11 protein-coding genes are annotated in these 16164 nt (G+C 53.7%); 6 read left to right on the forward strand and 5 right to left on the reverse strand.

Annotated elements, in window-relative coordinates; all coding sequences use genetic code 11:
* Positions 1 to 20 precede the first annotated feature (20 nt).
* Both gyrA and purU read right to left on the reverse strand, forming a co-directional pair.
* Positions 21 to 2648: a DNA gyrase subunit A gene (gene gyrA / locus KO508_RS10195; protein WP_216008215.1), complete on the reverse strand. Its 2628-nt coding sequence runs from the start codon at positions 2646 to 2648 to the stop codon at positions 21 to 23.
* Between the two features lie 124 nt (positions 2649 to 2772).
* Complete coding sequence (gene purU / locus KO508_RS10200) at positions 2773 to 3627, reverse strand: formyltetrahydrofolate deformylase (RefSeq protein WP_216008216.1); 855 nt, start codon at positions 3625 to 3627, stop codon at positions 2773 to 2775.
* Positions 3628 to 3783: 156 nt separating this feature from the next.
* Between purU and ggt the strand changes: the two genes are divergently transcribed.
* The 4 genes from ggt to KO508_RS10220 all read left to right on the forward strand — a co-directional run bounded on the left by ggt (position 3784) and on the right by KO508_RS10220 (position 12881).
* Positions 3784 to 5550 carry a gamma-glutamyltransferase gene (ggt, locus tag KO508_RS10205; RefSeq protein ID WP_216008217.1) on the forward strand — a complete coding sequence of 589 codons (1767 nt, stop codon included), beginning with the start codon at positions 3784 to 3786 and terminating at the stop codon, positions 5548 to 5550.
* A gap of 25 nt (positions 5551 to 5575) precedes the next feature.
* Positions 5576 to 5824: a YkoF family thiamine/hydroxymethylpyrimidine-binding protein gene (locus tag KO508_RS10210; protein WP_216008218.1), complete on the forward strand. Its 249-nt coding sequence runs from the start codon at positions 5576 to 5578 to the stop codon at positions 5822 to 5824.
* Positions 5825 to 6070: 246 nt separating this feature from the next.
* Entirely contained in the window at positions 6071 to 6763 is a 693-nt protein-coding gene (locus KO508_RS10215) for a phage tail protein (RefSeq protein ID WP_216008219.1), read from the forward strand.
* Positions 6764 to 7010: 247 nt separating this feature from the next.
* Positions 7011 to 12881: a DUF4347 domain-containing protein gene (locus tag KO508_RS10220; RefSeq protein ID WP_216008220.1), complete on the forward strand. Its 5871-nt coding sequence runs from the start codon at positions 7011 to 7013 to the stop codon at positions 12879 to 12881.
* A 37-nt stretch (positions 12882 to 12918) separates the two neighbouring features.
* Here the strand turns inward: KO508_RS10220 and KO508_RS10225 are convergent, their stop codons facing one another.
* Positions 12919 to 13644, reverse strand: a complete 726-nt coding sequence (locus tag KO508_RS10225; protein WP_216008221.1) for a ZIP family metal transporter — start codon at positions 13642 to 13644, stop codon at positions 12919 to 12921.
* Between the two features lie 33 nt (positions 13645 to 13677).
* On the reverse strand, positions 13678 to 14559 hold the full coding sequence (yghU, locus tag KO508_RS10230; RefSeq protein WP_216008222.1) for a glutathione-dependent disulfide-bond oxidoreductase: 882 nt from the start codon (positions 14557 to 14559) through the stop codon (positions 13678 to 13680).
* A 266-nt stretch (positions 14560 to 14825) separates the two neighbouring features.
* On the opposite strand from yghU, the gene KO508_RS10235 reads away from it, so the two are divergent.
* Entirely contained in the window at positions 14826 to 14999 is a 174-nt protein-coding gene (locus tag KO508_RS10235; RefSeq protein ID WP_200366162.1) for a DUF2897 family protein, read from the forward strand.
* Here the strand turns inward: KO508_RS10235 and KO508_RS10240 are convergent.
* Positions 14990 to 15328, reverse strand: coding sequence for a 4a-hydroxytetrahydrobiopterin dehydratase (locus KO508_RS10240; protein ID WP_200366164.1), 339 nt, complete (start codon positions 15326 to 15328; stop codon positions 14990 to 14992). The genes KO508_RS10235 and KO508_RS10240 overlap by 10 nt on opposite strands.
* A 144-nt stretch (positions 15329 to 15472) precedes the next feature.
* Here KO508_RS10240 and imuA point away from each other — a divergent pair, with 144 nt between their 5' ends.
* Positions 15473 to 16162 (forward strand): translesion DNA synthesis-associated protein ImuA, encoded by a 690-nt coding sequence (gene imuA / locus KO508_RS10245; protein ID WP_216008223.1) that lies wholly within the window; start codon positions 15473 to 15475, stop codon positions 16160 to 16162.
* Positions 16163 to 16164 lie beyond the last annotated feature (2 nt).

Raw genomic sequence — 16164 nt, forward strand, 5'->3', positions numbered from 1 at the left:
CGGTGTTCGGCAGTGCCGGCTTATTCCTCGCCAGCATCCTGTTCCGGACTGTTGTTTGCGCTTTCATCGGTTGAAGCATCTTCGGCTTCGATACCTGCACCATCGATGTCGTCATCGTCGGTTTCGGCAATTCGCTCAACGCCCACCAAACGCTCATCTTCCTGACTCAACCTGATCAGGCGCACACCTTGAGTGTTCCGGCTAAGAACCGATACCTCATCCGTACGAGTACGAACCAGTGTGCCCTTATCGGAAATCAGCATCATCTCGTCGCCTTCGAATAACTGCAACGCGGTGACCAAATTACCGTTACGCTCGGAGCACTGCATGGCAATAACGCCTTGGCTGCCCCGACCGTAAGTTGGGAACTCTTCAAGCGCAGTCCGCTTGCCGTAACCATTCTCACTGGCAGTCAGAATAACCCCGCCTTCCTGAGGAATAATCAAAGACACAACATGATGCCCTTCAGGCATTCTGATACCACGCACACCCCGGGCCGTTCGACTTAGTGGACGTACGGCTTCTTCGTTGAAACGAACCGCCTTACCCGCTGTGGAGAACAGCATGATCTCGGCGTCACCTTCGGTAATCGCAGCGCCAATCAGCGTATCGCCTTCATCAAGAGACAAGGCAATCAAACCACTGCTACGCGGGCGTGAGAAGTTCGGCAAGGGTGTTTTCTTAACGACACCCGCAGACGTTGCCATCAGAACAAACTGGTTTTCCGGATAATCGCGCACCGGCAGGAAGGTGGTAATACGCTCACCTTCATCCAAGGGCAGAATATTTACCATCGGCCTACCACGGGATGCACGGCTGGCACGGGGAATCTCGAACACGCGCAACCAGTACACCTTGCCACGGTTGGAGAAGCACAGAATGGTGTCGTGGGAGTTGGCGACTAGCAGCTTTTCAACGAAGTCTTCGTCTTTCATTGACGTCGCCGCTTTACCGCGACCACCACGGCGCTGGGCCTGATAGTCTTCTACTGCTTGAGTCTTGGCATAACCACTGTGAGAAATGGTGACAACCAACTCTTCTTCATCAATCAAATCAGCAATCGTAAGATCACGCTGAGAGCTGGTTATTTCTGTGCGGCGCTCATCACCAAATTCTTCAACTACAGCTTCCAACTCTTCACGGATAACCTGCATCAAGCGGTCAGGATCACCCAGAATCTCCAGCAGGCCAGCGATCTTCTCAAGGATTTCTTTGTACTCGTTCTGGAGCTTTTCAGTTTCCAGACCGGTCAGGCGGTGCAGACGCATATCCAAGATAGCCTGAGTCTGTTCCGGAGACATAAAGTACAGGCCATCGCGCAGACCATAGATTTCTGGCAGATCGTCCGGGCGGCAAGCATCTTCGCCAGCACGCTCAAGCATCGCCATTACGTCACCTGGCGCCCAGCCGCGGGCCATCAGCTTTTCTTTGGCTTCCACGGAGCTTGGGGAGGCCTTAATCAGCTCGATCATTTCATCGATATTAGCCAGTGCAACGGTCAGACCTTCAAGAATGTGGCCACGTTCACGGGCTTTACGCAGCTCAAAGATGGTACGACGGGTCACCACTTCACGGCGGTGGCGCACGAACGCATCCAGCATTTCTTTAAGGTTAAGAATTCTTGGCTCGCCGTTGATCAGCGCAACCATGTTGATGCCGAAGACTGTCTGCAGCTGGGTGTGCTTGAAGAGGTTGTTGACCACAACCTCCGGGTTCTCACCACGGCGCAGTTCGATAAAGATGCGGATACCTTCCTTGTTGGACTCATCCCGCAGCTCTGTGATGCCTTCCAGTCGCTTTTCTTTCACCAGCTCAGCGATCTTTTCGATCAGGCGAGCCTTGTTCAGCTGATACGGCAGCTCGGTGATGATAATAGCGTCACGATTGGTTTTCTTATCGGTTTCGATTTCGTGGCGGGCGCGAATGTAAATGCGGCCACGACCGGTGCGATAGGCTTCAACAATGCCGGCACGGCCGTTAATGATGCCTTCGGTTGGAAAATCCGGGCCCGGAATGAACTCCATCAGCTCATCACAGGTGAGATCCGGATTATCAATCAGCGCCAAACAACCATTAACCACTTCGGTCAGGTTGTGGGGGGGGATGTTGGTCGCCATACCCACAGCGATACCGGAGGAGCCATTCACCAGTAGGTTAGGAACCCGGGTAGGCATAACCTCTGGAATACGCTCTGTGCCGTCGTAGTTATCAACAAAATCTACGGTTTCTTTCTCGAGGTCCGCCAGCAACGAGTGTGCAATTTTCTTCATGCGGATTTCGGTGTAACGCATGGCTGCCGCGTTATCACCGTCGATAGAACCAAAGTTGCCCTGACCATCTACCAGCGGATACCGCAGAGAGAAAGGCTGAGCCATACGAACGATGGTGTCGTAAACAGCAGAGTCACCGTGCGGGTGGTATTTACCAATAACATCACCCACCACACGGGCAGACTTCTTGTAGGCCTTGTTCCAGTCGTTGTTCAGTTCGGACATCGCGAACAGAACACGACGGTGAACCGGCTTGAGGCCATCCCGCACGTCAGGAAGTGCTCGCCCGACGATGACGCTCATGGCGTAATCCAGGTAAGACTGCTTCAGTTCGTCTTCAATATTGACCGGCAGGATCTCTTTGGCTAATTCACCCATCGAGAAAGGTTCCTTTGCGTTATCTGGAAGTCGTTTAGGGCAGCTTCTAGGCCCCCGTAGTATTCTTCATCAAACCGCCGATTCTAGCACAGTCGCGCCCTTCAAGGGCATCTGTGAGGCAGCCTTAATCAAATACTACTGTCTTGTTTTCGTGGGTAATCACGCGATCTTCGATATGAGAGCGCAATCCCCGGGCAAGAACATTTTTCTCCACATCCTTACCCAGACGCACCATATCTTCGATGGTATCGCTGTGATTAATGCGTATAACGTCCTGCTCAATAATCGGGCCTTCGTCAAGATCCTGGGTCACGTAATGGCAGGTTGCACCAATCAACTTCACTCCGCGGCTGTACGCCTGATGATAGGGCCGCGCTCCGGCAAAGGATGGTAGAAAGCTATGGTGTATGTTGATCACCTTGCCAGAATACTTTGCACAAAGCTCCGCAGGTAAAATCTGCATATAGCGCGCAAGCACTACTACATCGGCTTCATAATTCTGGAAAAGCTCGTCAATTTGGGCAAATGCTTCGTCACGGTTAGCCTTACCCACCGGAATGTGATGGTATGGAATACCGTGCCACTCCACCATAGGGCGTAAATCATCATGATTGGAGATAACCGCAACAATTTCCGCGTTGATCTCGTTGCTGTGCCAGCGGTACAGGAGATCAGCCACACAGTGGGACTCCTTACTGCACATGAGGATCACTTTTTTGGGCTGAGCCGAATCGGCGATATGCCAATTCATATCGAATTCCCGGGCAATCGGCGCAAATGCAGCTCGGAACTGCTCAAGGCCAAACGGAACAGACTCGGCTTTAATTTCGTGACGCATGAAAAACCAACCACTGTGAGTATCGGAGTGGTGGCTTGCTTCGGTTATCCAGCCATTGTAAGTGGACAGAAAATTACTCACCTTGGCGACAATCCCCACCCCATCCGGGCAGGAAATCACAAGACGATAGGTATGCTCCATGAAAGCCTTTCCTTAACTGAAAAACGGGAAAGCAGATGCGACAGAAACCATTACCAGAAACGGCAGTTCGAAAGGGAACCAAGGTTAGCGGTACGCACCCTATAAAATGACGGGCTATCATAGCCTATATGATCATCAGAAACGAGGAGTGGAGACATGGACAGAGACCTACACCAGCAATCAGGAAAAACCCGCCTTACCGGACGCTCAAGCGCCTTACGCGCACTAACCCTAAGCCTATGTCTCACAACCCTGGCAACGCCGGTTCTTAGCCAGGCCATTCTCGAAGGCGAGCGCTTTCATCCTGCCAGCGCCAGTAACGGCATGGTGGCGACTAGCCACACCTTGGCTACCGAGGTTGCGTTAGACGTGTTGAAAAACGGTGGCAACGCCGTGGATGCGGCAGTAACTGCCGGGTTTGCCTTGGCCGTCACCCAGCCAAGGTCCGGAAACATCGGCGGCGGTGGCTTCATGCTGATATCAAAAGGCGACGGCTCAGAGCCGGAAGCTATAGATTACCGCGAAAAAGCACCCTCAGGCGCTACCGAAACCATGTACCAAGACGCTTCAGGAGAGGTGGTAAAGGACCGCAGCCGGTTTACCCATCTAGCCGCAGGCGTTCCCGGCACTGTTGCGGGGCTCGCTCTGGCATTAGAACGTCACGGCACTCTTCCCTTGAAAGAGGCACTGGCACCTGCCATCAAACTAGCCAAAGATGGCTTTGTAGTTCCTCAGCGTTTTAGTGAAGGGCTTGAGCAGGCACGGGAACGTCTTCAGCGTTGGCCTGCAACTCAGGCAACCTTTTACAAAGAAGACGGATCTGCCTGGCAAGCCGGTGAGCGCTTCCGCCAGCCGGAATTGGCCGCCACCCTGCAACGTATTGCCGATGAGGGTGTAAAAGGCTTTTATGAAGGTGAAACCGCAAGATTGATTGTGGAAGAAATGGAGAGGCATGGCGGCCTCATCACCTCGAAAGATCTTGAAAACTACCAGCCGGTTATTCGCACGCCGGTGCACGGAAACTACCGGGGTTACGACATCTACTCTATGTCACCGCCCTCTTCCGGCGGCACGCACATTGTACAAATACTGAATATTCTTGAAGGGTTTCCGATCACTAAGCTTGGCCACAACTCGGCTGACACCATTCACTACATGGCAGAAGCCATGAAACTCGCCTATGCCGACCGTTCGGAATATTTGGGCGATACAGATTATGTAGACGTGCCTCTTATGGGCCTGACCAGCAAATCTTATGCAACAGAGTTGCGCCAAGGCATCAAGCCGGACAAGGCCCGTCCCGCAAGCGACGTGCGCCCGGGCCAGCCTGCAAGCTATGAAAGCCCTGAAACCACACATTTTTCGGTTGTCGATAAATGGGGCAATGCCGTATCCAACACCTACACCATCAACTTCAGTTACGGCTCGGGCATTACCGTTGAAGGCGCAGGCTTTTTGCTCAACAACGAAATGGACGATTTTAGCGCCAAGCCAGGCGTACCCAATGCCTACGGCCTGATCGGCGGTGCAGCGAACAAAGTGGAGCCTGGCAAGCGCATGCTCAGCTCCATGTCGCCGACCATTGTTCGCAAAGATGACCGCAATTTTCTGGTCACCGGCAGCCCGGGTGGCTCGCGGATTATCACCACGACTCTCCAAGTCATCATGAATGTGATTGACCACGGCATGAATATACAAACCGCCGTCAATGCGCCCCGCATTCACCATCAATGGCTGCCAGATGAAATCCGAATCGAACAAGGCATCAGTACCGACACAGTGAACCTGCTGGAAAGCCGCGGCCACAAAGTGGTGACTAACTCGGCTATGGGCGCCATTCAAAGCATTATGATTGGAGAAGACGGCACGCTATACGGCGGCGCCGACCCAAGGCGTAGCACATCTTCTGCCATGGGCTACTGACACCATCGTTAAACCGGAGGCATTTATGTTCCTGTCTGTACAACTGAGCTGTTATCCCCTCAAGGATGATTACAAGCAACCCATCTGGGATCTCATTGCCCGGCTGGAAGAAACCGGCCTGCAAGTTATCGCGGGCCGCATGAGTACTGAAATTTTCGGCGAGTACGACGAAGTTATGAAAGTACTCTCCGACACCATGAAGTGGTCGTTCGAGACCTACGGGAAGTCGGTTTTTGTGGCGAAGATTATGGAGGGTGATCGGAGGCCGAAATAATGGAGCCGGCACAAAAGTTATAAAGTTGACAAAAGGATAATTGCTAGCGCTTTGGCAACACCTGAACTACCTTTTATTGTGTGCAAACGTCGATCTAAACCCGCCCTCGGATTTAGGTCGAACGTAGGCAGGCAAGCTATTTTGAATCATTCATTCGTCAACTAGTACGAGATGCCAGCGAGACTCCTGCAAGCAAACGATAGCGTGGACCCCAGAATGGACTCGTATTATATAGAAGGACCTTCAATGAAAAACATTCGTACGTTGTCCCTATCTTCAGCACTTGTATTATTCACGATTTCAGGAGGGAATGCTTCAGCAAGCTGCGGGCCAGACGCCTATATCGCCTCAGTTTGCACGACAGCCGCCAACTTTTGCCCCAGAGGCTACAGTGAGGCAGCCGGACAACTCCTTGCCATTTCGAGTAACACGGCCCTGTTTTCGCTAATAGGAACGCAATACGGCGGGGATGGCCGCTCAACCTTTGCATTACCCGATTATCGCGGGCGTAGCGGTGTCGGACGCGGAGCGGGGCCAGGCTTGCAACCGGTACAGCAAGGCTCACGGTCCGGGAGGGATCTCATCACGCTAGGCATCGCCAACTTACCGGCTCACAACCATGCCGCGGCAGTATCCAGCATCGGCAATGTTGGCGTATCCATTCCCGTAGCTCCAAATTCTGGTAGCAATACCACGACGCCTTCCTCAACGGAAAACTATCTTGCCGCATCCCCTGGAGGGCCAAACGGCGCAGCAATATGGGCACCGGCAACCTCCGATAAATTGGCATCAATAGGGGGAGTCACCACCAGCGTTAGTGGCACCGGTACAGTGACGGTAGGAAATGCCGGTGGTAGCCAGCCCTTTGATAGCCGCCCGCCACAGATTGGGATGCGCTATTGCATCGCAATGACCGGCATTTTTCCGCCCAGAGAATAATCCTATTAGCCCAGGGCGAGCCCGCCGCAGCAGACTGTAATCAAAAGGTGTTTATTGTTCACACAACGGAACATAAACACCACCTTACTTATCTTGTTGAGGCGTTTAAGGTTGCCTATGGTTAGATGAGCCCCTGTTCGGTTTTCAAGCAAGGTCGCAGACTAACCAGTTTAGACTGTTCTTAGCTTCAGTCAGTTGGTGTGAAACAAGCACTAACCACATCACGCAGTCAACGGAGAATGTAACGATGGAACTCAAACAAACCGGCGTTGCGGTATTTGACCCAGCCCTGCCAGATGTAGATGTGCTTGTTTCCTCAGCCAAACAAGCGGGACTGATCCCCATATTTCTAACCCAAGATTGCGATAGTCTGACTCAGCTAGTTCAACAGTTGAAGGTATTGGGCGGCACGCAGCAACTGCATGTATTTTGTCACGGCCAACCCGGACGAATATTGCTTGGGAACTCAATAATAGACGCTCAATCTCTTCCCCATCATGCAAACCAGTTGCGTCAATTAGGACAATCTATCGGTGACGGCTGCTGGCTTTATAGCTGCGAAACCGCTCTTGGTGATGCCGGGCAAGGCTTTATCAGAGAGTTATCGGCAGCGATAGGCACAAGCATCTGTGCTTCAACCAAAAAAATAGGAGGGACGACTCAGGGAACACATTGGCAGTTGGACGCAGGCTCTGCATCACTAAGCCATCACGCGCTTGAGATTCCGAACTACAAACATACTCTGGCAGCAACAACACTCACCTTCACATCAGACGATGGCAGCTGGGATACCGACCACATTGCTGAGGATGGCGAGGGTGGCAGCGCCGATATCGCCGGCATTACCATTCAGATACTCAATATCAGCAACCCCAGCGGCAGCAAAGTCAACAGCATCAACTGGTTCAGTGATGCCGGCTTGGTTAGCTCCGATGGCTTTTCCGGGATCAGCGTCGACTACAACAGTTCATTTGGCAACAACGAGTGGGGCGGTCAGGCCATCAAAAGCAGTGACGGCTCTGAGTTCAAGCTCGATGGCTTTGATTTTTATGATTGGGGCAACTACCCCTCTGGTGGCGAGGCCATGAGCATTGTGGCCTATCGCGACGGGGTCATGGTAGCCGGTAGTACGGTGAACTTCAGGGCCAACGATAACGATCAAAGAGTCAGTCAGGACCTGTCAGGCAACAGTTTGTATGGCTACGTCGATGAAGTGCGAATACTCTTTGCCGACGGCGGTGGCTGGGCCTCCATCAATAATATTGTTATCGACACCGCTATTGCGCCCAATAGTGCTCCCGTTCTGGGCGGCACACCTGCCGATGACGGCGCGACCGAAGATATAGCCACGGCTATCGACCTATCGGTCTACAACATCAGTGATGCCGATGGCGACAGCCTCACCCTAACGCTCGCCGTGGATCGTGGCACACTTGCCAGTACAGACGGTAATGGCACCACCGCAGGCGTGACAGTAGCCAACTCTGGCACGGCTAGCGTGACCCTTCAGGGCACGGCCGCCAACTTAAACACCTATCTGAACGACGCCAGCAAAATTCAGTTCACCACCGCAGCCAACGATACCACCGCAGCCACGTTGACCGTCACCCCCAATGACGGCACAGAGGATGGTAGCGCCGATACTGTCACTATCAGCATCACGGCGGTCAACGATGCGCCTGTACTGGCAGACACCAATGTTACCCTGACCACCATTGTTGAAGATGCCGGTGACGACGACGGTTCCAGCGCCGATGGCGATAATGACGCCAGTCAGAATGCCGATAACGGTGGTGATACGGTGGCCGACCTGCTCACCGCCGCCATCAGCGACCCGGATGGGGGTGCAATTGAAGCCATAGCCGTTACCCAGATCGACAATAGCAACGGCGTATGGCAATACAGTACCGACAGCGGCACGACTTGGAACAGTTTCTCTGGTACCACCGGCAGCAGCGTAGATATCAGCAACGCGGCGCGGCTTCTGGACAGCACCGACTTGATTCGCTTTGTCCCCGATGCCAACTACAACGGCACTGCGACCTTCGCTTTCCGGGCTTGGGATACCTCCACGGGTGGCGCTGGCAACACCGCAGACACTAGCACCAACGGCGGCTCAACGGCGTTTTCCAGCGCTACAGATACGGCCAGTGTCAGCGTTTTGGCGGTGAATGACGAGCCGACCCTGACCGCCACCGGCAGCGATCCCACCTTCACCGAAGGGGGCGCGGCGGCCAGCCTGTTCAACGCCACCAGTCTCGACACTGTCGAGACTGGCCAAGTCGTCACCGGCCTGAGTTTCACCATCACCAACGTCGCCAACGGCAGCAACGAACGGATCAACGTCGATGGCACCACCATCGTGCTGACCCATGGCACCAACGGTTCTACCGCCGGCAACAGCCTCAACTACAGCGTGATGGTGATCGGCACCACCGCCACGGTAACCATGACCGGCGGCAACGTCTCGGTCGCCGCCGCCGAGACGCTGATCGACAGCATGAGCTACCAGAACAACAGCAACTCGCTGTCGACCAGCGACCGGGTGGTAACCCTAACCAGCGTGCAGGACAGCGGCGGCACCGCCAACGGCGGCGACAACACCGGAAGTCTGGCGATCGCCTCCACCGTGACGATGGCGGGCGTCAACGACGCACCAACCCTCACGGCAACAGGACAGAATCCCACCTATACGGAAGGTGGCGCGGCACCGGGTGCGGATCTATTCTCCGGCGTTACCGCCGACACCGTCGATAGTGGTCAGACCTTCTCAGCGATGACCCTGACTGTTACAAACGTCAGTGATGGCGCCGACGAAGTCCTACGCATTGACGGCTCGGATCTCGCCCTGACCAATGGCAACTCGGTCAACACAGCCACGAATGGCCTGACGGTGAATTCATCGGTCTCCGGTTCGACCGCCACGATAGCGTTTACTGGCGCCACGTTAAGCGAAGCCCAGATGCAAACGCTGGTCGATGGCCTGGCCTATCGCAATGCCTCAGATAACCCCACGACCGGCTCAAACCGTGTGGTCACCATCACCGGCATAACAGACAGTGGTGGCACCGCTAACGGTGGCAGTGATGTGGCCGCGCCGAATTTGGCTTCGACCGTATCGCTGACAGCCGTCAATGATGCGCCGGTGGTCGGTGATGCCTTTGGAGAAACCAGCCAGATCATTGCCGGTGCCGGTGCACAGAGCGTTGGCTTGTTTAACGATGTCACCGTAACGAATGCCGACAGTGTCGATTACAACAGTGGTTTTTTGACTCTGGCGCAGACAGCGGGCACTGCCAATGGCAACTGGTCGGTAGACGGCACAACGATAACGTCTGGAGGCGACGCCACGGTCAGTGCGGGTGAAATAATCCAAGTGGGCGGTGTGACAGTGGGGATTGTTGATGCCACTGATGATGGCCAAAGCGGTAATGACCTCACCATTAGCTTCAACACCGCTAACGCGACCAACCCCAACTTACAGGTTCTGTTACAAAATCTGAGTTACAGTGCCCCCTCTGGCCTTGGCAATCGCAGCTTTGATCTAACCCTGAATGATGCCGATGGCACCGCTAACGGCGGTGATTCCGATATCACCGGCGGTTTCACTTTAAACGTTACCCCCAACCCACCCGTCATCAGCAATCTGGATGGCGACAGCATTGCGGCCACTGAACAAGGCGGCGCGATTGCTCTGGACCTTGGCAGCAATGCGACCGTTACTGACGCCGACTCGGCGAACTTCAATGGGGGCTCAGTTACCGTAAGTGTGACCGGCAACGCCGATGCCGCCAGCGATGTGCTGTCCGTCGACACCAGTGGCGCCATTTCCTTGGCCGGCACCACCGCAGGCTCAAATGTGTCCGCCTCCGGTACGGTGATTGGCACCTTAGGCAATACTATAGCCGCCGGTAATGATTTTGTTGTAAACCTTAACGTCGATGCGACACCGGCCAGAGTGCAGGCTCTGGTGCAAGCGTTGACCTTTGAAGCCTCGGGGGATACCCCAGAGGAATCTACCCGAACCGTGAACGTGACGGTGTCCGATGGCACCGCAACGGACAGTGCAGAGGTCAGTGTCGCAGTGACCGCGGAGAATGACGCCCCACAATTGACGGGGTTAATCAGTGATGCCACGTTTACGGAAGACACTCAGGCCACTCTGGATCTATCGGCAGCGACCCTATCAGACGTGGATACCACGGGTAGCGTGACGTTAACACTCACCGCTTCTGCTGGCATTCTCTCGGCAACGACTGGAGGGGGTGTCACCGTCGGTGGAAGTAACTCCACCTCTGTCACACTCAGCGGCACCGTGGCGGCGATCGATACCTATCTTAATGGCGCCAATATCAGCCATACGCCCGCCGAAAATGCGACAGGGAATGATGCCGCGACAATCAGCCTGAGTATTAACGACGGCGGCACCATCACCGCATTGGGCAGCGTCAATATTGATATTACAGCCGTAAATGATGCCCCCACCGCTGCCGATGACACCGTTAATGTCGGCTACAACGGCACCCACACCGTCACGGCTTCGGATTTTGGCTTTACGGATATTGATGGCGACACCTTGCAGTCTGTTCGCATCGATACGGTCCCCGCCAACGGTACGCTCGCACTGAATGGCACTCCAGTAGTGAACACCGACATCATTGCGATTGCCGACATTAACAGCGGCTTATTAACGTTTACCCCTACCAGCGGAGACAGTGGCTCTGCTTATGCAACCTTGGCGTTCAGCGTTAACGATGGCACCGTTTTTTCAACTGCCAGTAACACACTGACCTTTGATGTGGCTGCGGCTCCGCCACCACCTCCACCGCCTACGGACACCACGCCACCGCCAACAACCACGATCGTAGATGGCACCCCGGTTGAAGAGCAAACAGTGGCAGAGAATGGCCTGCAGGTGGTCAAGATCAACATCAACCCTGTCTCTCCCGGGCGTCAGGATACCGACAGCAGTTCTAGTCTGGCCGACATACCACTGCACTTTGGTGACAGCGGAACAGTGACCACACTCCGACTCCCTGAAGGCATCGGTGCTACCGCCCGGGCTAACGAAACGGCGGTGAGTCAAACGTCTTTCCGCGATGCGCTGTACCTGCTACGCGACGCTGCGCCCGTTAAAGATTGGTCATCCCTGACGAACGGTTTAGAGCAATGGCTGAGCGATGGCAATAGCGCCGGTTGGCTAAACCAGATTACCTTTACTTCTGACGGCGTTCAGCCACCATCACAAGCCATTGAAGTCAGTGGTGTTGGGGGAGATGCAACCGAGATCATGATTCTGGACGCCCGACAATTGCCTGCGGGAACCGTATTAAATCTAAACAATATTGAGTTTGCCATCATCGCAGGCGACGTCACCGTGCGCGGCGGTTCGGGCCCCAACGTGGTGTTCGCAGGCAGTGGTCGTCAGGACATCTTGCTCGGTGCGGCTGATGATGAGCTCCACGGTGGTGACGGCGATGACACTATTGGCTCTGCCGGCGGCGATGATTTGCTGTTTGGTGAGGGGGGCAGCGACCTATTGTTTGGTGGAGCAGGAAACGATCTCCTGCATGGCGGTCAGAACAACGACACGGTAACCCTCAGCGGCTCACATTCAAACTACACAGTGGAGCGCGACAACGCGGTGACCCGCATTACCCATGTCGACACCCCCAATGAAACAGATATTCTAATCAATGTCGAAACGCTACGCTTCAGCGATAAAGAGCTGATCATTGAGTACGATCAAGACCACGACTGGCTGGCCACTTTATATACACAGCTCCTAGGGCGTCAGGCGGACCTTGATGGCTTCCAGTACTGGGCGCGACTGCTCGATCAAGGTGCCAGTATCGGAGACATTGTTAATGGTTTTCTACACTCGACTGAATTCGTCGAGCACTTAGGAAGCAACACAGGAAACCTTGATAGCAATCAGACTCTCACTTTGTACTACACCGCTCTTCTCGGTCGGGAAGCTGATGACGCTGGCTATCGCTATTGGCAACAGCAACTGATTGACGGAGCCTCCCACGACGATGTGTTGGCGGGCTTTGTATTGTCGGAAGAGCTGACGGGGCAGTATCAACAGACGGAGGATTGGGATTTTTTCATCTAAGAGTGAAACAGGTTAACGTCTAATGTGCCCGCAGGCCTCAGGCCTGCGTAACCAACATATCGCTAAACAAGGCCAAACAAAATCCGAGTACCGCACCAAGCGGAGGCCCCCAGTGCTTGTCCAATCGGGACTGGGGCGCAATGTCCTGAAAAATCAGATAGAGAATCCCACCTGACGCCACCAGCATGATAGTTCCCAGAACCACGGGCTGCTCAGACAAGAAAAAGTACCCAAAAAGCCCTGCGGCTGGGCCGGCCATTGCCAGACCGGCCATTACGGACAGTGTTTTTCTTGGTGTATAACCCGGTTTTTCCAGAAACTCTCGATAGGCGTTAAAGCCCTCAGGCAGATTTTGCATAGCAATCAGCACCGCCATCAAAGGTGCGAGGCTTGGGTTTACTATGATCAACCCACCCAAAGCGGCGGCTTCAGGTACAAAATCCAGCATTACGCCCATCAGCTGTGGTGATTCCCGATGATGAACGCCAAGCATTCGCTCTACCCAGAAAAACAGCACACCACCAGCTATGATCGCTGGGATAGCCCAGAACGAATTGCCGATACTCGACTGCCCTTCCGGTATCAGCACTATGGTCACGGCGCCCAGCAAAATGCCACCACCCAAGGCAATCAGGAAGTGCCGGAACTCCTGTTCCAGCCAGTTGGGGCCGATGCGTTCAACCCTTGCCAGTAATCCGCCGAGAGGAATGCAGATACCAGCAAGCGCTGTCAAACCAACGATGTAGGCAATATCAGAGGTCATTATAAGTGCCTGAGTTAATTAACCACCCGGGAATCAAGAATTGTCAGCAGATCCACCAAGCTTGTCCTGAGTTTTGTGCTCAAAATCGCTCGCATTGTGACGCTCGTGGAGCTGGGTTTCTGGCTCACCCCAGGCGCGGTTCACCATTCGCCCACGCTGCACAGCCGGTCGCTTTTTAAGCTCATTGGCCCAACGCAGAACATTGGTATAGGTGTGTGCCTCAAGAAACTCAGCCGCATCGTAAACCGTGTTAGTTACCAAAGCTCCATACCAGGGCCAAATTGCCATATCGGCAATGGTGTATTCGTCGCCAGCAATATATTGGTTATCGGCCAACTGACGATCCAGTACATCCAACTGCCGTTTCACTTCCATGGTGTAGCGATTAATCGGGTACTCGTACTTTTCAGGCGCATAAGCAAAGAAATGCCCAAAACCTCCGCCCACAAACGCTGCGCTGCCCATTTGCCAGAATAACCAGTTAAGCGCTTCGGTGCGGCCAGCAGTATCCGATGGCAAAAACTTACCAAACTTCTCCGCCAGATAAAGCAAAATGGAGCCAGACTCAAACACTCGAACAGCGGGGTCCTGAGAGCGATCCCACAACGCCGGGATCTTAGAGTTAGGGTTAACGCCTACAAACCCGCTACCAAACTGTTCGCCTTCGTTAATGCGGATTAACCACGCATCGTACTCGGCCTCACTAATACCCAACTCCAATAGCTCTTCCAGCATTATCGTGACCTTCACGCCGTTTGGCGTAGCCAATGAATAGAGCTGGAAAGGGTGCTTACCAACAGGAAGGTCTTTATCGTGGGTCGGGCCAGCGATGGGGCGGTTAATATTTGAAAAAGCACCACCGCTTGCAGATTCCCACTTCCAGACTTTCGGCGGGGTGTAGCTTGAATCGGCCATAGTTACATGTTCTCTGGTTGCTGTTTGGTTTGTTTGCTGACGAATTTATCCGCGCCGGTACTTGAGACTTAAACCAGCCCGTTAGTGATCTTCGAAAAATCCACGTTCACATCAAAAATCTTGGCATAAACCCTTTCAACGCCAAGCTCTTTTAACGCCCGGGCAGACACTGCCATAATGCTTGATAAGAGATGGGATGTTCCGCCAATCTTGCGGAGACACTCCACTGTAAAGAAAAACACTCCAACTAAAAGAGAGCCTAACGTATGCCAATGATAGGCTGGATTTTTATACTCGCTGCCTTGGGTCTGGTCTTGGGCAGCTTATTCATGCTTCGGGACTCAGCCAGTAAGATGAATATTCCTGAAGATAAACTGGAGAAGGTCCGCAAGCGCAAGGCAGAACTGGAAGCCCAAGAGAAAAAAGACGATCAGTGGTAAGCAGAATCTGTTCTCGCGGCCATGATAAAATCATTTTTGTGCAGCCCACCGATTGTATGGGTCCACCAGCTTATGGTCGCCTTCCCGTACTCTAGCAAGATAGCCGGGTGGTGATTCTCTGCCTCAGCCAGCTCACCTACCCTGTTTGTAAATGCCAGAGCTTGCGCAAAATTCCGGAATTTAAACGTTTTTCGTAACTGATCTTCACCTTCCACACTGAGAATTTCCCAATCTTGCACGCTCTTGTGCAGGGAGGCCATCTCTTCATCAGTTACTTTAGGGGCGCTCGCGTTACACGCTTCACATTGCTGCTCAGCCAGTCCGCTCATGCTTAACCTCCAAAGCTAATATCCGATTTTTTGCTGTCGCTACTGAACTAACATGGAGCCTGTTAAGTATTTTATCAACCAGCTTCTTGAAATTGGACGCTCTTCGGAATACTGTACATTTAAACAGTATTCCGAGATTACACCATGAGCGAGCTTCTTAACACGCTAATGCAGGACGCCCGTGTCTGGCAGGGGCACAAACACAATAAAACCACACAACCGGCCGAACCAACTGGCTTTCAGGCCCTAGACAACCAGCTCGGAGGCCTTGGTTGGCCCCGGGGTGCTTTGAGCGAATGCCTGCTGGATACTCCCGGCATTGGTGAGCTGACTCTGTTAATGCCATTAATGCAAAGGCTGTCGCAGGCCGGTAAAACTGTATTCTGGCTAAACCCGCCACACACGCCTTATGCACCAGCGCTGATACGGGAAGGCATCGATCTTAATCAAATAATCATGATTCATACCGAAGACAAAGGCGATTTTCTATGGACACTGGAAAACTGCTTACGCTCTCCGGTTACAGGGTTAGTGATGGCTTGGCCGAAAAAACTGGAAGCCCGCGAAATCCGGCGTTTACAGTTGGCGGCCGAAGCTGGCAGCAATGTTTGTGTGCTTTTTCGCGAGCGCCACTATGCCGAACAGAACTCCCCGGCTGCTTTGCGCCTTGAGCTGGAACCCGATGACCAGCAAAGCCTGAAGGTAAACGTGCTAAAGCGTCGAGGTAGCTGGCCCGGGCAACGCTGTTCCCTTGCCATGGCACACCGGGCAAGCCTGCTTCACCATGAAGCTCCCCGCATAGTTCAAGGCCCCTGGCCCACAATGGCCCGGTAATC

The sequence above is a fragment of the Marinobacter salexigens genome (assembly GCF_018860765.1).
In the GTDB taxonomy this organism is placed as follows: Bacteria; Pseudomonadota; Gammaproteobacteria; order Pseudomonadales; family Oleiphilaceae; genus Marinobacter; species Marinobacter salexigens_A.